Genomic DNA, 17,803 nt, shown 5'->3' on the forward strand with positions numbered 1-17,803 from the left:
AATGAATAACCCCGGCGGCATTGATTGCTTGTGCCTGCTGGCACGCTAGAATGCAGGTATCCGTAAGCACTCGATCAAAGGCCCGACAGCTTGATGAACAAGTCCACCAAGAAAGCCGCCATCTACGAATACATCCTTGAAAAGCTGATGACCCGCCAGTACCGGTTTGGCGAAAAAATCGTGGTGAAGGAGCTGTCTGAAGAAACCGGCGTAAGCCGCCAGCCCATCATGTCGGCGTTGAGCAATCTGCAGGAGCGGGGTTTTGTCGAAATTACCGCGCAGGTGGGTTGTACCGTGTACCGGCCATCGAGCAGTGAGGTGGATGACTTCTACCGACTGTTCTCAACGAATGAGGGCCTGGTGGCTGCCCTGGCAGCGGAGCGGGGGCAGGCGCAGGAAGTGCGGCGGCTGGCTGAAATCAATGAAAAAATTCACCAGATCAACCCGGCCCATACCGATGCAGATGCGGACTACCGCCGACTCAACGAGGCGTTCCATCACTGCCTGCATGCCATGGCCCGCTCGCCGCTGGTGTCTCGCCAGCAAATGGCGAATTTTGAGTTGTCGGATTTTTTCATCGTGCAAAGTTGTGGTTTTGAGGCCCATCTGGGCCAGGTGACAGACGAACACGAAGAGATCATCGCTGCCATCAGAGCCGGGGACGCCGCTGCCGCGCAAGCCAGAGCGATGGAGCATATAGACAGCATTGCCCGGCAGGTGGTGAAGGCGCTACCTGAAGCAGAAGCCTGATGGGGGCTGCAATAAATCAGGTATCGGGGCAATTACTGTTCAGATGACTCAAACTTTTCTAGACGATAGGCCAGTTGTGCACGGGTGAGCCCCAACAGGCGAGCCGCTTTGGAAACGTTGCCGTCCGCCTTGAACATGGCAGTGTGGATGAGTCGTTTCTCAAAATCGTCAAACTTGAAGCCTTTATCCAGCATCGCCTCGCAGGCTGGGTCGGGGTTGCTAAAGCATTGTTTGGATGAGGTCTGCAAATGTCCTCCGCTGTCGACCTCTGAGTTGGGCCCCTCCGGATTTTCCAATGCCGGGCACAATGCCTCAAGGTCGATCAGCTGATTGTTTTCTGTCAGGATCACACCGCGCTCCAGCATGTTCTCAAGCTCGCGAATATTGCCTGGCCAGTTGTACGCCATAAGTGCTTGTTGAGCTTTGTCGGAAACGCCGGGTATCTTCTTTTGGTACTGGGTTTGAAATTTCTTCAGGAAATGTGTGACCAGAAGCGGAATATCTTCTTTGCGCTCCCTCAGCGCAGGGATGTAAACGGGATAGATGTTCAGACGGTAAAAAAGATCCGCCCGGAACTTTCCCTGTGCCACCGCTTCTTCCAGATCTTCGTTGGTTGCAATCACCAGTCGGACATCAACTGTCAGGGTGTCTGTGCCGCCAACGCGCTCCACCTCACCTTCCTGTAATGCCCGGAGAAGAGAGGCTTGAGCCCGGGGCGACAGTTCCACTACTTCGTCCAGGAACAGTGTTCCGCCGCTGGCGCGCTCAAACTTGCCGGGCCGGCTGGAATGCGCACCTGTGAATGCGCCCTTTTCCACCCCGAACAGTTCCGACTCTATGAGATCAGGAGGGATGCATGCGCAATTCACCGCAACGAAGGGCTTCTCGGCTCTCGCTGAATTCAGATGCAGGCTTCGGGCAAAGACCTCCTTGCCGACACCAGTTTCGCCTTGAAGTAACACCGAGACGTTGTTGGCTGCGGCCTTTTGGAGCAGGTTCCAGGCTTCTTTGAACTTGGGTGCGTGCCCCACGGAATTAATCGCCAGATCTGCCTTGTCGTAATTATCCCGCTGGTGAGCTTGCAGTTCGCTGAGCTGGCTCTGAAGAGAGATTAACTCTTCCGCTAGGGCGTCCGGTTGCAGTATCCGATCAAGTTCGTAAGGGTCTTCCCATTCGTCCGCCGGTCGGCCGATGATACGGCATTGCTCGTCACCTTTCGCCTGGCAATCAACCTCCCGAAACAGAACCTTGCGGCCCATGTAGAACGTTGTAAAGCCACTGGCGTACCCTGTCAGAAACCAACAGACAGCATGGTCGGTCGCCCCACTGTTGGCCAGCTGTAAGTCTGCTTCAAACGCATTGTCCCAGAGAAATTCGCCGTAGAAGCTGCCTTCCTCAAGATCGAAGTCCATATGCACCGGTGAAACGTTAACCAACCCCTTGATCATGGCGAGTTGGGGGCCTGCGGCGAAAGCATTGGCAGTGGACAGTTCCGGGCGAATTTTGCGAGCCAATTCTGCGTCACGCCAACCCGAATGAAAGCCAAGTCGCATCAACAGACCCCGTGTACGCTCTGAACCAATGGTGGTGATCAGTTCATTCCTGAGCGTGAGGAAGACGCTGGAGTGAATCAGAAGCATACGCTGTTCATGCATCCAGACCATACCCTTACCGGTGTCAAAACGAATCTGGCTGACCAGATCCTGGCTGGTGGGAAACTTCGGGTCTGTGGTTGTTGGCATGTTATCCATCCTGTTGTTGTCATTATCGTGGGTTGAACACAGGGTATATCAGAAGAATGACAGCATGAATCATGCCCAAGAGGCTCGCCTCGGAAACTGGCTGCAGACCGTAGGATGTCTGCCGAGGCTCAATCAGAATTTCAGGAAATCATGAAACCGTTAACGAAATGATGAGTTCTGGTTCGAAAAAGCCCGGCGCCAACGGCGCCGGGTAAATGGGGAACTAGCCCCCGAGGAGAGAGGTCACGACGCAATAGCCTCCCTATCAGCAGTGGCTCTACCCAAGAGGAAACCGGAATAACCATTCTGTGCGACGTCATCACAAACTTGTTTGTATGCGGCGCCACCTCCCAAATACACCATGAAGGAGCGAGGTTTACCCGGAATGTTGGAGCCGGTATACCAGGTATTGGTTTTCGGAAGCAGCGTGGAATTCGCAATGCCTTCGACCACGCCGCGCCATTCATCCTCTTTTGCCTTTTCAGGCTCGATGGTCTCGATGCCGTTAGCTTCCATGTAACGGATAGTATCGGCGATCCACTCAACATGCTGCTCGATACCCAGAGGCATGTTGAACAACACAGAAGGACTCTGTGGACCGGTGATCATGAAGAAGTTCGGGAAACCGTTGGACATCAGCCCCAGATTGGTTCTCGGGCCGTCACGCCAGTAGTCCTGGAGGCGTACGTCATTGCGACCCTTAAGGTTGAGCTTGAACAGGGGGCCGGTGAAGGCATCGAAGCCCGTGGAATAGATCAGGCAGTCGAAGGCATAGCTGTCGCCGTTAACTAGCTCCAGACCCTGTTCGATAATCTGGTTAATGCCGTTGGATTTGATGTCCACCAGCGACACGTTGTCCCGGTTGTAGGTCTCAAAGTAGTTCGTTTCGCAGGGTTGGCGTTTGGTGCCGTACAGGTAGTCCGGGCATAGAAGTTCTGCAGTTTTCGGATCTTTGACCCGGGCGCGGATTTTGTTACGAACAAATTCGGCCACGATAGCGTTGGCCTTTTCGTCGAACAGAACATCGCCATAGCTACCCAGCCAGAGCGCGAAGCCGCCGTCGTTCCAGCAGTCTTCCAGATGCTTCTGCACCTGCTCCGGAGTGTCGTTGAAGATGGATTCGCGCATATCTGGGAAAGGTACACCGGCCAGGGCGGCACGGGCTTCCTTACGCAACGAGCCGTAGTTGGCCTTGATTGCGTTAGCTTCGGCGACATCCATCGGGCCGTTCTGTAGCGGTGTGGCGTAGTTTGGTGTGCGCTGGAAAACGGTCAGATGGCGGGCCTGCTCGGCGATCAGAGGAATTGCCTGAATAGCAGATGCGCCGGTGCCGATGATGCCTACGGTTTTGCCGGTGAAGTCGACACCTTCGTGGGGCCAGCTGGAGGTCGCGAACACGTCCCCCTTGAACGAATCCTTGCCCGGGTAGCTCGGGATGGCGGCGGTGGAGAGGGTGCCAACGCCCGAAATATAGTACTTGCAAATCACCGTATGGCCACGGTCGGTTTTGATGGTCCAGCGGTTGGTATGCTCGTCAAAATCTGATGTTATTACCCGAGTTTCAAAGGTGATGTCGTCTCTCAGGTCCAGCTTATCGGCGACAAATCTCAGGTAGTCCAGAATCTCGGCCTGACCCGCGTATTTCTCGGACCAGGTCCATTCCTGCTGGATATCCTCGGAGAAAGAAAACGAGTAGTGGTAACTGGAAATGTCGCAGCGGGCCCCTGGGTAACGGTTCCAGTACCAAGTGCCACCAACGTCATCGGCGGCTTCAAAAACTTCTGCTTTCATACCCAGTTTGTCGCGTAGGGTGTGGAGCATATACAGGCCGGCAAAGCCGGCGCCAACAACAACGGCGTCGGTATGAATGATGGTATCGGTTTGTACAGTCATGAGTTCAACCTCTTGTTTTTGTGTGCTTGAGCAACGTGGCCATATGGCCGGAAATCATCCAAACGCTGGGATGGTTACAGGGGCATGGTGAACTGGAACCAGAAGGAACGGCCTTCTGAGCTGTTTTTGACCTCGGTCTCGTGTAGGTACTTGAAGACGATGGCTGTTCTTGGTCCCAGGCCGTAGAAAACCTGAGGCCCAATGCCCAGCTTTTGCAGGCGGTTGCCGTCCCCCACCGTCTGGCCATTCTGTTTGTCGTCTGAGAATTGCCTGGTGTAATGGCCGGCAATACCAACCTGCCACTGGGGTGCCGAAGCAGGGCGATAGCCCGCGAAATAATCCACGTTGAATACGTCACCGGACTCATAGTCGGTGTCATCATTCTTGAAATTGACGGTGAAGGTAGGTGACAGCGACAGTTCCCATTCCCGGTTCGGGAACCAAGTCATGTTGAACTCCTGAACGTAGGAAGCCGTGTTGCTGGTGGTGTTGATCAGATTGTTGCGATCGTAGTCACCGAGCGGAATGAAGCCGCTGAAACCGGTTGAGAAGTGCAGGGCCTCCGAAGCGGACCAGTTCACGTATAACGGGGTCACATAAAGCTGGTTGAGGCCAGTTTCTGAATCGTCGGCAACCCCGACATCCAGAGAGTTTCGCCCGCCGGAGAGGATGGCGCCGCTCGTAAAGGTGATTCCCGAATCGGTCTGGTGGTCCCAGGTGTGGTTAAGGCGGAAGGCCTGGGCGAACACGTCCAGCTCGAACGTGCCGGGTGTGGTGTTGCCGTTTGTGTCTTTGTAGCTGTCTGCGGAGTAGAACACCGTGTAGCCATAGAACTGGGTTTCGCCCGGTGCGGGCATGATCGCCGGCAGAACTGAATTCACCCCATTGGGCCAGTTGGTAACACCGTTCTCGACGGCCTGTAGTGAAGTTGCTGCAGTCATGCTGATCGCAAAAGCGAGGAGGTTACTGCTCAGTGTTCTTGGTTTGGGCATCATCTCGGATTTCCTTTTTGTTGCTTTTGTTGGATGTGTTACACGCTTGAGGTAGAGGCGTTCTGCACTGCTCGACGGATTTCGCCAACGACAAACTGTCTTGCCGTAGTGCTCTCGGGCAGGGCGTTGAGGATGGTGAAGAAACCGTGAATCTGGCCGTCGAACTGTCTATGGCTAACGGGCACGCCGGCTTGTTTTAGCCGGTTGGCGTAGGCAGTACCCTCGTCGCTCAGGACATCGTGCTCTGCGGTGACCACCACCGCCGGGGGCAGGCCTGACAGGTCTTCAGCAAGCAGTGGTGAAGCATCCGGGTGCTGGCGCTCGCCGATTTCCGGTACATAACTGTCCCAGAACCAGACCATGTCGGCCTGGTTCAGCAGGCCCTGGTTTTCCGGGTCCTGATAGCCGGCAGTAGTCAGGTCTGGCTGGGTGACCGGATAGATCAGAACCTGTTGGGCCAGGGCTGGGCCTCCGGCATCCCGGGCTTTGCGGGCGACAACTGCGGCCAGGTTGCCCCCGGCGCTGTCGCCTCCGACGATCAACGGAAGATCGCGGGAGCCGATGATTCTACTTGCGTTGTTAGCTACCCATTGCGTGGCAGCCCAGGCATCGTTCATGGCTGCAGGGAAGGGATACTCGGGCGCCAGCCGGTAATCCACCAATACGACAGCGCAGTTACTTTCGGTTGCTATGAAACGGCCCAGCGTGTCGTAGTCGTCGAGATCGCCGACAACCCACCCGCCGCCGTGGAAATAGACAATGATGCCGTCGGGCTTGGGTGTCGGTGTCAGCACTCGCACGGCAATCGTCGCCTCACCCGATGGAATGCTGAATTCGTCGCTATTATGGACTGCGGGGCCCTCGCCGATAATCTCCCGAAGTGCGGAAAAGAACGCACGGGCGTCAGGAGCGCTCAGTGTGTGAAAGGCGGGCGCATTCTGATCGGTGAGCTGTTGGAGAAACTGGCGGCTTGCGTGATCCAGAGCCATGGTTGGTCCTCGTGTTTGTTGTTGTCACAAGCGCAGGAGCAACCGATATGCCAGCACTGGCAATTTTTTTGTGTTGTTTTTTAAAAACAACAATGTATAGGAGTTTTACGTTTTTGAAGGTTGGTCTGGACAGTGATTTTCTCCACGCTCAGCACAGCCAGATTTCAGGATATTCGCACATGGATTTCAGGAAATGCGTAACCACTTTTCGCAGCTCCAATCATCTTTGTTGCGCATTTATGACAACGCCTGCGCATACGGGATAACCCTTACCCACAAACCCTCAGCAGAATGGTGTTGACCACACACTGGTGGCACAACAACGAACTGATTGAGGGCATAGCATGTACAAAAACAACACGCTGCTTCGTCGGTTGGGGCTTGCCCTGGGGTTGGTGGCAGCGTCTACGCTGGCATCAGCCAACCAGGCTGAAAAACCCAACTTCCTGCTGATTATCGCCGATGACCTGGGCTATTCAGACATCGGCGCGTTTGGGGGCGAGATTGAAACCCCGAGCCTGGATGCCCTGGCCAATGAAGGCATCCGGATGACCAACTTCCACACCGCACCCACGTGTTCCCCGACCCGGTCCATGCTGTTTTCCGGCACCGATAACCACCGCGCCGGTATCGGCAACATGGCCGAGCTGCTGACGCCGGAACAGAAAGGGCAGCCAGGCTACGAGGGCCACCTGAATGATCTGGTGGTGACTCTGCCTGAAGTGCTGCGGGATAACGGGTACCACACATCCACCACAGGTAAATGGCATCTTGGCCGGACTGAAGCGCTGAGCCCCAATGCGCGTGGGTTCGACGAATCCTGGGTGCTGGTGCAGGGCGGCGCCAGCCACTTTGATGATGGCCGGGCGATTATCGGTGTCGATCCGAAAGCCATCTACCTGGAGAACGGCAAGCAGGTAGAGGTGCCCAATGGCTTCTTCTCTTCGGATTTCTACGCCGACAAAGCCATTGAGTACGTAACCGCAGCCGGCGACAAACCGTTCTTCCATGTGCTGTCGTTCACCGCACCCCATTGGCCCCTGCAGGCGCCGGATTCCTACATCAAGAAATACGAGGGTCGTTACGACGAGGGCTATGAAGCCATTCGCCAGCAGCGCCTGGGCAAGATGAAAGACATGGGGCTGGTTGGGCATGAACTCGCCGCCAACGTACCTTTTGACCAGCTGCCGAGCTGGGATGAGCTGACCGATGAGCAGCGCAGGATCGAAGCCCGAAAGATGGAGATCTACGCCGCCATGGTCGACAACATGGACGAGAACATCGGCCGTGTTATTGGTCACCTGGAAAAAGCTGGCAAGCTCGATAATACCGTGGTCATGTTCATGTCCGATAACGGCGCAGATGGCAACAGCCCGGAAGTGTTGCCCCGCAACAAGGAATGGATTGCCTCTGAGTACGACAACAGCTTCGAGAACATGGGCCGTCGTGACTCCTACATCTGGTATGGCGCCCAGTGGGGCCAGGTCAGTGCCACGCCATGGCCGATGTGGAAAGGCTACCCAACCCAGGGTGGTTTCCTGGTGCCGGCTATCCTCAGCCTACCGGGTAAAGACGCCAACGGCGAAATCAACCACGAGTTTTTCCATGTGATGGACATCATGCCGACGTTCCTGGAACTGGCGGGTATCGATGTTCCTACCAGCCCTTACAAGGGCCGGGAAGTATTCGAGGTTCAAGGCATTTCGATGGTGCCCGGCCTGAACGGCAAGGCTCCGGAAAACCGGGTTGTTGGATGGGAACTCTATGGCCGTTCCGCGGTGCGCATGGGTGACTGGAAAATTCGACTGATGGAGCCACCTTATGGCCCGGGCGAATGGCAGCTTTTCAATCTGGCTGTTGATCCTACTGAAACCACGGACCTGGCCAGCAAGGAACCTGAAAAGCTGAAACAACTGCTGGCTGAGTGGGACAAGTACGTCAAGCGCAATGGCGTGATCGCAGCTGACCCTGCCGACATGCGGAGAGTTGGATACAGCTTCACCACCTGCCTGTACGGCAAGTGTGTTGAGTAACCCGACCCCATGTCAGAAAACAGGAGATACGCCATGAAACTGAAACAGACACTGCTGGTGGCTGCGATATGTGCAGCCGCCAGCCCGGCCCTCGCGGTCGAGCTGGATAAACCGAACTTCTACGGAAACCTGAATGCCGGTGCCCTGAAGATCGAAGGAAAAGACGCGGAAGCAGAAGCGTTTGAACTTGAACTCGGGTTGCAAGGCAAAGCAGCCATCGATCAAGGCCTGAACCTGAACTACGCCGTTGAGGTGGACCTTGCCTGGGCCGCCAACAGCGCCGATGACCCCACCACCGGCCGTGATGGTGAAGCCGATGTGCATGTGAAAGAGGCCAAGTTCTGGCTGCCAACCCGCTACGGGTTGTTTGTGGCGGCGCCCCGGGGCACCAGTGGCCAGTGGACGGATATCTACGGGCCAATCAACCACTATGAATACAACGTGTCTCGGGCAGACCCACGACCCGATGGCATCTTCGCCCAGCCGGATCGGACCTCAGGTACCTTTGCCTACCATACCCCCTGGTTTATGAAGACCAAGCTGGTATTCGCGGCGATCACCCTGAACGACAGTAACGGTAAAGATGCCGATGGTCGCTCGGTGCGACTGGTTCATAAGGGCGACAACCTCGGATTCGCCATCGGAACCACTCAATTGGTGCAGGAGCAACTGCCGCCGTTTGCCACGGATGATTACCTGATCTCTGCCGCTGGCGTGAGTTACCAGCTGGGCGGTCTGGCCCTGGGTGCGGTTTGGGAAAACAACCGGAATGCGCCATACCCACTGGACCCGCAAGGCAAGGCCGATTTTGATTCCTACGGTGTCTCTGCCCAATACATCACCGAAGGCGGTGCTGGCATAGCGGTGGGCTACAAGGAAAAGGATCACGATTACTCGGCGGCGGACAACTCCGTCTACACCGTGAAGCTCGAGCAGCGAATCACCCCTCAGGTGAAGGTATGGGCAGAAACCGGCCAATACGATAAGCCGGTTGTCAGCCCGCAAGGGGCGCTCGTGACCGATACCAATTACGCCATTGGCTTTAACCTAACCTTCTGACTCTGAAAGCGTCTTGCCCGGGGAGATTCGGCATTAAACCGAATCGAGCCGGGCCTTTTTACTGACCACAACCCGGGATGCACGGCACTGCCGCAGGGTTTCCGAAGGCAGCTCGCCAAAGGCTTCGTGGTACTGGCGGGTAAAGTGGCTCAGGTGGTTGAAGCCGAAGGAAAACGCCGCATCGCCGATGTTGATGTCGGGGCTGGTTCGGAGTAACTCCCGAACGCCTTTGAGTTTGTGGCACAGAATAAACTTTGCCGGCGTGGTGTTGAGGTAGGTACGAAACCCGGATTCCAGCGACCGCCGGCTGGCGCCGGTGATCCGCAGCAGGTCGCACACCGAGATGGGTTCGCGAATATGCGCCAGTATCCATTCCGTTGCCAGGCGAATCCGGCCCGGGAGTATCGACGGGTTTTCCAGGCCCTCACGGTGCAACTGGTTTGCAAATTGTGCCAGCAGCAAGCCTTCCCACTGGGACTGAACCGCCGGGTCGATCCGCCCGTGACAGATTTCGTGTTGTTGCGCCAGGCAGGTAATGGCGTTTCTCAACACCAGGGCGTCTTGATGATTACCGGGGATAAAGGCGTTGGTTTCCCTAAGAAAGCTGAGGTCCGGGACACCCAGGGTGTCGATCAGTTTCTGGCGCGCCAGGCTCATCACCACGGCCCGGGTGCCTTTTTCCCAGACCAGGTCTGCCTGCTTGCCCGGCGCCGTCAACACCAGGCTGTCGGCCGGCACATGGGTATCCAGGGATTTGCAGTAAATATTGCCGGACAGCACCAGAACCGCGTGAAAGGTCTGCTGGGTTTCGGACTGAATGTGAACCTTCTCGGACCACATGGCGCCAAACAACGAGCTGCTGCCCACAGGCTGCAACGTCAGCAGGTTTTCGGCCCGGCCGCTGTGAGACAGAGGGGCAACCTCGCGGTCTTCAATGTGGGCATTGATAAAGGCCTTTGCCTCCTCAAAATCGGGAGAGCGCACACCCACGTTGTATCGGAATGGAACCTGTTTTTCGTTCATGGCGGAGTCGTTGTTTTTGTGTGTTCAGCCAACGGGATTTTCACAATCTTTATCATAAATCAAGCAAGCGGCAGGCCACATCCCGAAAGTTGGGCCAGCCATTGCAAGTCGTGGGCTTACAGGGGTGGTCACAGGATATTCCGGGAATTCGGGTTTATGATCTGGTGAAATGGGTGCTGAAGTAACATGGAATTGAACGATATGATGAAGCGAGGCTGCAGGCTATTAGCCATCGGTCTGCAGGTGCTGGCCGGCGGCACGGCCGTGGCCGACCCTTCTGTTTGTGTGGACTGCCATGAAGGGGAAGTGGCCGAGTGGTCCCGCTCCCAGCATGCCGTCGCCATGGCTGAAGCCAGCCCGGAGGCGGCGGCTGGTGACTTCTCCGGCGCCCGCTATCAAGACTCAGAGCTCGCCGTTCAATTCCTGGAGAAAGACGGGCAATTCGTTATTCACACCCGGGAGGGTGACGAAAAACGCCAGTGGACCGTCCGCTATACCTTCGGGGTTTACCCGCTGCAACAGTACCTGATTGATATTGGCGATGGCCGCCTTCAGGCTTTCAATATTGCCTGGGATACCCGCAGCAAGTCCGACGGCGGTCAGCGCTGGTTCCGGTTGGATGAACCGGGGCAGAACCGGCCCGGTGATGCCATGCACTGGACCGGCATTTACCAGAACTGGAACAACCAATGCGCCGATTGCCATTCCACCGGGCTGGAGCGTCATTACGACCCGGTGGAAGACCGCTACCACACCGAGTGGCAGCACGTGGCCGTGAGTTGCACCGCGTGCCATGATGCGGCTCTGGACCATGCCTCTGCCCAGAGTAGCGGAGACTCCCTGGCCGCCGGCGTGCAACTGGCGGCGGTGGGGGCCTGGCTGGTGAGCGAAGGAAAACAGCCGCCTCGCCTGAAAGGGGCCAAGCCTGGTTCCAAACAGGTGGCCACCTGCGGCCAGTGCCATTCCCTGCGCACCAGCCTGACGGATTCCGCCGGTGGCCAGGTACACGACCAGTTCAGCCTGAGCCGGCTGGATCAACCGCTGTATTACTCTGATGGGCGAGTCCGGGAAGAGGTATTTGTGCTGGGCTCCTTTGAACAAAGCAAGATGTTCCAGGCTGGTGTGGTCTGTTCGGACTGCCACAACCCCCATACCGGCAAGCTCAAGATTGAAGGCAACGGTGTCTGTGCCCAGTGCCACAACGCCGGTGACTACGATACCCCGGATCACCACCATCACCCCCGCAACAGCGAGGGTGCGCAGTGCGTAAGCTGCCACATGCCCGAAGCCACGTTTATGAGAATCGATGACCGGCGGGAGCACAGTTTCATGGTGCCCCGGCCTGATGTGTCGAAGGCATCCGGCAGCCCGGATGTTTGCCTGGCGTGCCACACAGACCAGGATCGTGCCTGGTCGATAGAAACCGTCGGGAGCTGGTATCCGGATCTTTACCAGCCGGACACCTGGCATCACGTTCAGCAACGTAACCTGTCAGAGGTTCTGGCCTATCTGGCCGATGAGGGCGAGCCTGCCATTCGCCGGGCAACGCTGCTGGAACAGCACGGGGACGCCCTCGTGGCCCGGCACATGTCGGTGGTGGGGCGCCTGGCCCAGAGCGATCATGCGGTGATCCGCGAGAGCGCCTATCGTGTGCTCAGGCACGGCGAGACGGGCCGGGTCCGGAACCTTGCCGAGCACGGGTTGGCTGATGAATCACTGGCGGTCAGGCTGGTGGCCTTTGAATCCATGGTGTGGAGTGGCAGCCTGCCGGACTCCGAACGCTGGGCCGGGGTTAAGCGGGAATACGAGCACTATGTTGATATGCAGTCAGACCTGCCCGCGGGCAGTGTGCTGAAAGCCCGATACCTGATGGCCGGGGATTATGTCTACAAGGCCGAGCAACAACTCAAACGTGCTCTGGCCAAAGACCGAAGCTATGTGCCCGCCACCATCCTGCTGACCGATATTCTTCGTTCCGGAGACCGCAACCTGGAAGCGGTCCGGGCCATTGATAAAACCCTGGAACACAGCCCTGATGAACCCCAACTGATTCACCTGCGGGGGCTGATCCGCATTCGCCTGCAAGACTACCCGGCGGCGCTGGCGGATCTGGAACGGGCCTATGAGCTGGCGCCCGGCGAGTGGTTGTTTGGCTACCGGTACGCGGTTGCACTGTTCCAGCTGGACCAGAAGGACAAAGCCCGGCAAGTGACCCAAGCCTTGTTGCAACGATACCCCGACAACGCCCAGTTGCGGGCACTGATGAACCACCTGTAGGGACAACCAGAACCGGGGCTGGGGCGCGCTGTAGCCTCAGATCCACCCCAGCCATTTCCACCACAGGTAATCCAGCGGAAACAGAATCACGATGGTGAGGGCGGCCAGTATCAGGCACAACCGGGCGGCATGGCGCATGGGAATGCCGGCCAGGGGCATGGCCATCATCAAGGGTACGGACTGGTAGGTGAAGATGATGGTGGAGAAGCCCAGAACCTGGGTCATCAGCACCGCTTCCAGGCTGAAACCGGTCATCTCGCTCATGGCGCCGGCCAGGGGTGTGAGCGTTGCCGGAATGCCGGCCAGGGTGGTGACCATCCCGGTCGCGGTCGCCGCCAGTGACAACGTAAGGAAGTTGGCGAAATCCCGCCCCGGCTCCAACGGCAGCCAGGCCAGTACATGGCCGCCCAGAATGCCGCTGATGTTCTGATGGTTGATCAGCCCGGCAATGCCCAGCAGGCCGGCCACCACCAGAATCGAGCTGATATTCACTTTCTGGTTGAAGCTCTGGGTGGAGATCATGCCAATACCGGGCATCAGCAGCAGGGTCGCTGCGGCCAGGCCAATCCACGCCGCGGAGATCTGGTGCCAGGTGTCGGTCAGCCAGAACCCGAGGGTCACCAGAAGAATCACCATCAGCCGCGATTCCGTGAAATCGAACGGCCGGCTTGGGCCCGCTTGCGGAACAGGTTTCGGGCTGTCCGGGTACAACCGCACCAGCACAACCACCAGCAGGATGGCCTTGAGGATGCCCAGCACCGGAAAGTGCAGCAACAGGTATTCCCCGAACATCGGGCTCCAGCCATGAATCTTCTCGGCAGAGCCGATCATGATCATGTTCGGGACATTGGCGGGCAGAATGGCAAAGGTGGGCAGATGGCTGCCAAAGGCCGCCGCCAGCCCGACGGCTTTCTGGCCATTGCTGCCAGGCTCAAAGCCACAGCTGTGGGCGATGGTCAGCGCGATGGGAATAAATAGAACAATACGCCCCACCGAGGACGGCATGACAAAGCCCAGCACAATGCCGATCACCACAATGCCGGCGATCAACCGGGTATAGCTGGTATCCAGGTGGCGGGTAAACAGGTCTGACACCCGCTGGGCCAGGCCGGTTTCCGAGATGGCAATGCCGATCACCAGCCCGGACACAATCAGCCAGCAGGCGGTTGAAGTGAGCCCGGAAAACACCACCTCGGCCGGGGCCAGCGACAACAGCATGGCCAGGGTCAGCACCAGCAGGGCGGTGACAAACTCCGGCAAGGCGCCGGTGGCGAACAGCACAAGCCCGGCCATCACCAGCAAGGCCGATAGCAGTTGCGGGCCGTCAAACCAACCCGCCACCGGGCTGAACAGCAACCCGGCAGACAATAATGGAATCAGGGCCAGCGCGAGCCACTGAGACCGGCTAACAGGCAGGTTGGTCATTGCCGGGTAAGATCCTTCTCGCCGTTAACGAACATCGTGGTTCTTTTTCGGAAACAGCCAGAAGGCAAACCACCGGGTCATCCGTGGCATCAGCACGTAGCTCATCAGCAGCATGACCACGATGGTGACCGCCATGGTGCGCAGCAGCAGCGGTATCTGTGCCAGCAGGTCGCCGAAGAGCAGGAACACCAGGGTAACGGCGGGATACAGGGCCAGCCAGCTGACGAAGGTCATTTTCCACTTGGGTGGCGGTTTGACCGGGTTCTGACCGGGCAGGGTAAACCAGGTGACAATGCCAGAGGTGACTTCCCGCTCACTGGGTTTTGCCAGCAGCGCTTCAATCTGCTCAAGTAGTTCGGCTCTTTCGGGGGAGTCTTCCCAGGCGGTCAGGGTGTCCCGGTCCCGGAACTTGAAGACAATCCGGTATTCCGGGTCATCCGGCGAGGAGGGCCGGAACATGGTGGCACCCAGATAACCCGGGAAGCTGGCGGCCCTTTCGGTCATCTGGCTGCTGAGTTGCTCAAAGGCCGATTCCTCACCTTTTTTTACCCGGCGGGAAACCACCACCGTGAGGGGAGTGTGGGTGTCCTGGTTGGTGTGCGTTGTCACGATACCTTCTCCTTGAGCTGTACTTGCCGGGCATTGCTGGCGCCGGCGGGCATCAGGTGTTTGATCAGAAACTTCTGGCGGAACACATGGTGGCCAACGGATTCACCGGCGTTTACCGTATCTGCCAGTTGGTGACAGGTCTGGCTGGCGAGCTGGTGGATGGTGTGGATCTCCTGGCTCAGCTGGCTGACGGTCTGGCTCTGCTGCTCGGTGGCCGCAGCAATCTGCTGGTTCAGGCCATCGCTTTCGTTAATGCCGGCGACAATGGCCTGAAGCGCTTCGGCGCTGGCGGATACTTGTTCAACACTGGCCGCTGACTGGCGCTTGCCTTTTTCCATGGATTCAACCACCCGGGCAGACCCTTCCTGCAGGGCGCTGATCATCTCGCGAACTTCATCGGTGGATTGCTGGGTTCGTTTGGCCAGGGATCGAACCTCATCGGCAACCACCGCAAACCCTCGCCCGTTTTCACCGGCCCTGGCGGCTTCAATCGCCGCATTCAGCGCCAGCAGATTGGTTTGTTCCGCAATGGCATTGATCACATCCAGTATACGCCCGATGGCCTGACTGTTCTGGTCCAGCTCCTGGACAATGTCGCCGGCCTCTTCCAGTTCCCGGGCCAGGGTGCGAATACTTTCCTGTGCGGCTGCGGCGGAGCGGGCACTGTCGTCACCGGATTCCCGGTTGCGGGTGCTCAGATGGGCGGCCTGATGGGTGCTTTCGGACACCTCCCGGATGGTGGCACTGAACTCTTCCACCGAGGCCGCGACGGTACTCAACCCGGAGAGCTGCTGTTCAGACGCTCGGGTGCTGGCCTGCAACAGTGTATTGGCCTGGCCGACATAGCCTTCGATCTGGCTGCCGCTGTCCCGTACCCTGGCGATCATCACGTTCAGCCGGGTTTCCACCAGTCGCATGGCCAGTTGGATCTTGCCGACGGTGCCGGCTTGGCCGGTGTACACCAGTTGTTTGATGGGGTGGTCTACAATGCCCTGACAGTACCGGGACAGCGCTTGTAAGGGGCGGTTCAGCAGGAAAAACGCCAGGCCACACAGGGCGCTGCTGAGGGTAAACAGAACGGCGAACAGTGCGGGTTGGGCCATCAGCCCGGCTATCAACAGGGGGCTGAACAACAGCGTTGCCAGAAGCCATTGCTGAGTGGCCGGCGCCAGCCCGGGAAGCTTCAGGGCCAGTGGTTGTTTGCCCCTGGCCCGGGCCTGGTAAACCTGCTGGGTGCGCTGAACCGTGGCACCGTCCGGTACCTGATAAATGGCCTGGTATTCGACGACCCGACCGTGCTCGTCCGAGATTGGAGTGACAAAGGCATCGAGCCAGAGATCGTTGCCGCGGGCGTTGCGGTTCCGGATCATACCCATCCAGGAGTCATTCCGCCCCAGGGTTTCCCACAGATCATTCAGTGGGCCTTTGGGCATGTTCGGGTGTCGAAGCTGGCTGAACCCTTCGGCTTTCAGCGTGTCTTCATCAAAGCCGCACAGCCGGCAAAAAGCACTGCTTGCGTAGGTAATTCTGCCTTTGTCATCGGTCAGTACCAGAAGTTGATCCTGGTCCTGCGCGTTCCCTGGTAATGGTTCATATCGGGACATCTTTTTTCATCCTCCGAAATGAAAAAGGGGCCCGCACAGCGGGCCCAAAGGAGAGCAACTACGACTTGCCGATCAGCTGCCTGTTGCGCGCATGTGTTGCACGTTGAACATTTGTGGCGGTGACATCTCCGGGTCAACCTGGCCCTTGAACTGGCCGGTGGTGCAGTGGCTGGCCTGAACATCGATCATGCTAAAGCTGTCATCGATAGACACGCCGCTGCCCTTGTTCTTGGGCAGGTGATGGTCCGGATGCGCCTGACCAATGGTGAAGGTTTTCCACATGCTGCCCTTGCGGTCATAAGACACCGTGCGCGGGATAGTGAAGGTCTGGGCGTCCATGTAGTGAACCCGGCGCGACAGCGGGTGGCTGTCATCCACCGGCACCGATTCCACTTCGTAGACCTTGCGCAGCTGCCAGGTGATGTTTGGGAAGCAGCCACCCTGGCCGCCGAAGGCCACAACCTGGTAGCCATCGCTGTCCTGGTGGGTCTCGGTATCCAGTTCCAGGTCGTTGTGGTTGTAGAACGGCATCAGCATGTTCCGGGTGCCTTTGTAGGTCCAGTTCATGTCTGAAATTCGGCCGTTGTAGCCCTCAAAGTCCTCGATCATCAGGTCTGAGCCGAGGAAGGCATCGGTTACCTGGCCGGTGGCCAGGCGACGAACCCGGCGCTGGAAGCCCAGGTACAGCCAGGAGTTGTCGCGCTTGAGGTCATCTGCGGCGCGGTGAATCAGCAACTGGGTGTTGCGCACATCGGCCGGGTCCAGTACCTGCACGTAGATGGCACGGAACAGGTCAGACGGGTTGGGGGTGATTTCCGGCGTCGGTTCCTGGTTTACCCGACCCTTGAAGTTCAGGAAGTGGAAGTTGAACTTGATGGTGCGCTCCAGCTTGCCGGAGTTCATGTCCCGGTACTTCCAGTAGAACGGGTAAATGGCGGCGCTGTCGCCCCAGTTGTAACCGTACTTGTAGTTCCACGCCAGCTTCTCGCCAGCGCGCGGGTCGTTGGCATCCGGCTCTTCCGGGAACGGGCGGCCGGCTTGCCAGCCGTTGATCTCACCCACCTGGTCACCCAGCGATACCTGGCCAAGGGCGGCGCGGGTGGCCTCGATGTAGCCTTCGTTCAGGCCAAAGGAGGTGGTGTCACCCACGGTGATGGAAGTCCAGCCATTCTCGATAAACGTGTAGAAGGCCGGGTCAATCACATCTTTGAATTCGGCCACGTTAGACTGGTCGATCACCAGGCCGGTGTTCAGGCCCTCTTTCGTAGGCACCGAATCGTTATATGGGAAAAAAGAGTTCTCGATAACGTCGTCACTGGCATGGGCCAGTGAGGCCAGCATTCCGGTGGCCAGGCCAGCGGCCAGGCACCGGGAAAGCAGCGTTGGTTTGGTTGTGGTTTTCATGGT

General features: G+C 57.9%; 13 protein-coding genes. 4 read left to right on the top strand and 9 right to left on the bottom strand.

Going from position 1 to position 17,803, the window contains the following annotated elements:
• Positions 1-93 precede the first annotated feature (93 nt).
• Positions 94-750, top strand: a complete 657-nt coding sequence (locus tag QUE75_RS01815) for a GntR family transcriptional regulator (RefSeq protein WP_286253295.1) — start codon at positions 94-96, stop codon at positions 748-750.
• Between the two features lie 32 nt (positions 751-782).
• On the opposite strand, the gene QUE75_RS01820 is transcribed toward QUE75_RS01815, so the two are convergent.
• The 4 genes from QUE75_RS01820 to QUE75_RS01835 all read right to left on the bottom strand — a co-directional run bounded on the left by QUE75_RS01820 (position 783) and on the right by QUE75_RS01835 (position 6,366).
• A complete protein-coding gene (locus QUE75_RS01820) occupies positions 783-2,492 on the bottom strand; it encodes a sigma-54-dependent Fis family transcriptional regulator (RefSeq protein ID WP_286253297.1) in 1,710 nt (569 codons plus the stop codon).
• A gap of 243 nt (positions 2,493-2,735) precedes the next feature.
• Entirely contained in the window at positions 2,736-4,385 is a 1,650-nt protein-coding gene (locus QUE75_RS01825) for a flavin-containing monooxygenase (protein WP_286253299.1), read from the bottom strand.
• Positions 4,386-4,459: 74 nt separating this feature from the next.
• Positions 4,460-5,380, bottom strand: coding sequence for a SphA family protein (locus QUE75_RS01830; protein ID WP_138436901.1), 921 nt, complete (start codon positions 5,378-5,380; stop codon positions 4,460-4,462).
• Between the two features lie 35 nt (positions 5,381-5,415).
• Positions 5,416-6,366, bottom strand: coding sequence for an alpha/beta hydrolase (locus QUE75_RS01835; RefSeq protein WP_286253301.1), 951 nt, complete (start codon positions 6,364-6,366; stop codon positions 5,416-5,418).
• A gap of 344 nt (positions 6,367-6,710) precedes the next feature.
• On the opposite strand from QUE75_RS01835, the gene QUE75_RS01840 reads away from it, so the two are divergent.
• Positions 6,711-8,399 (top strand): arylsulfatase, encoded by a 1,689-nt coding sequence (locus QUE75_RS01840; protein ID WP_138436899.1) that lies wholly within the window; start codon positions 6,711-6,713, stop codon positions 8,397-8,399.
• A 33-nt stretch (positions 8,400-8,432) separates the two neighbouring features.
• The gene (locus tag QUE75_RS01845; protein WP_286253305.1) at positions 8,433-9,458 is read left to right on the top strand and encodes a porin; all 1,026 of its coding nucleotides are present in this window, start codon (positions 8,433-8,435) and stop codon (positions 9,456-9,458) included.
• A gap of 33 nt (positions 9,459-9,491) precedes the next feature.
• On the opposite strand, the gene QUE75_RS01850 is transcribed toward QUE75_RS01845, so the two are convergent.
• Positions 9,492-10,481: a helix-turn-helix domain-containing protein gene (locus QUE75_RS01850; RefSeq protein ID WP_286253307.1), complete on the bottom strand. Its 990-nt coding sequence runs from the start codon at positions 10,479-10,481 to the stop codon at positions 9,492-9,494.
• Positions 10,482-10,667: 186 nt separating this feature from the next.
• Here QUE75_RS01850 and QUE75_RS01855 point away from each other — a divergent pair, with 186 nt between their 5' ends.
• Complete coding sequence (locus QUE75_RS01855; protein WP_286253309.1) at positions 10,668-12,758, top strand: tetratricopeptide repeat protein; 2,091 nt, start codon at positions 10,668-10,670, stop codon at positions 12,756-12,758.
• A gap of 36 nt (positions 12,759-12,794) precedes the next feature.
• Here QUE75_RS01855 and QUE75_RS01860 read toward each other — a convergent pair whose 3' ends face one another.
• From QUE75_RS01860 to QUE75_RS01875, 4 genes are all read right to left on the bottom strand, one after another.
• Positions 12,795-14,183: an SLC13 family permease gene (locus QUE75_RS01860; RefSeq protein ID WP_286253311.1), complete on the bottom strand. Its 1,389-nt coding sequence runs from the start codon at positions 14,181-14,183 to the stop codon at positions 12,795-12,797.
• Between the two features lie 24 nt (positions 14,184-14,207).
• Positions 14,208-14,792, bottom strand: coding sequence for an antibiotic biosynthesis monooxygenase (locus QUE75_RS01865; protein ID WP_286253313.1), 585 nt, complete (start codon positions 14,790-14,792; stop codon positions 14,208-14,210).
• Positions 14,789-16,396 (bottom strand): methyl-accepting chemotaxis protein, encoded by a 1,608-nt coding sequence (locus tag QUE75_RS01870; protein ID WP_286253314.1) that lies wholly within the window; start codon positions 16,394-16,396, stop codon positions 14,789-14,791. The genes QUE75_RS01865 and QUE75_RS01870 overlap by 4 nt, the downstream gene beginning before the upstream one ends.
• Before the next feature lie 72 nt (positions 16,397-16,468).
• A complete protein-coding gene (locus QUE75_RS01875; RefSeq protein WP_286253315.1) occupies positions 16,469-17,800 on the bottom strand; it encodes a DUF1329 domain-containing protein in 1,332 nt (443 codons plus the stop codon).
• Positions 17,801-17,803 lie beyond the last annotated feature (3 nt).

It is taken from the genome of Marinobacter shengliensis, from assembly GCF_030297115.1.
GTDB lineage: Bacteria > Pseudomonadota > Gammaproteobacteria > Pseudomonadales > Oleiphilaceae > Marinobacter > Marinobacter shengliensis.

What these genes read in the sequence shown, in the direction of transcription:
- QUE75_RS01815 (WP_286253295.1), top strand. Translation starts at nt 94, where the DNA reads ATGAACAAGTCCACCAAGAAAGCCGCCATCTACGAATACATCCTTGAA.
- QUE75_RS01820 (WP_286253297.1), bottom strand. Translation starts at nt 2,492, where the DNA reads ATGCCAACAACCACAGACCCGAAGTTTCCCACCAGCCAGGATCTGGTC.
- QUE75_RS01825 (WP_286253299.1), bottom strand. Translation starts at nt 4,385, where the DNA reads ATGACTGTACAAACCGATACCATCATTCATACCGACGCCGTTGTTGTT.
- QUE75_RS01830 (WP_138436901.1), bottom strand. Translation starts at nt 5,380, where the DNA reads ATGATGCCCAAACCAAGAACACTGAGCAGTAACCTCCTCGCTTTTGCG.
- QUE75_RS01835 (WP_286253301.1), bottom strand. Translation starts at nt 6,366, where the DNA reads ATGGCTCTGGATCACGCAAGCCGCCAGTTTCTCCAACAGCTCACCGAT.
- QUE75_RS01840 (WP_138436899.1), top strand. Translation starts at nt 6,711, where the DNA reads ATGTACAAAAACAACACGCTGCTTCGTCGGTTGGGGCTTGCCCTGGGG.
- QUE75_RS01845 (WP_286253305.1), top strand. Translation starts at nt 8,433, where the DNA reads ATGAAACTGAAACAGACACTGCTGGTGGCTGCGATATGTGCAGCCGCC.
- QUE75_RS01850 (WP_286253307.1), bottom strand. Translation starts at nt 10,481, where the DNA reads ATGAACGAAAAACAGGTTCCATTCCGATACAACGTGGGTGTGCGCTCT.
- QUE75_RS01855 (WP_286253309.1), top strand. Translation starts at nt 10,668, where the DNA reads ATGGAATTGAACGATATGATGAAGCGAGGCTGCAGGCTATTAGCCATC.
- QUE75_RS01860 (WP_286253311.1), bottom strand. Translation starts at nt 14,183, where the DNA reads ATGACCAACCTGCCTGTTAGCCGGTCTCAGTGGCTCGCGCTGGCCCTG.
- QUE75_RS01870 (WP_286253314.1), bottom strand. Translation starts at nt 16,396, where the DNA reads ATGTCCCGATATGAACCATTACCAGGGAACGCGCAGGACCAGGATCAA.
- QUE75_RS01875 (WP_286253315.1), bottom strand. Translation starts at nt 17,800, where the DNA reads ATGAAAACCACAACCAAACCAACGCTGCTTTCCCGGTGCCTGGCCGCT.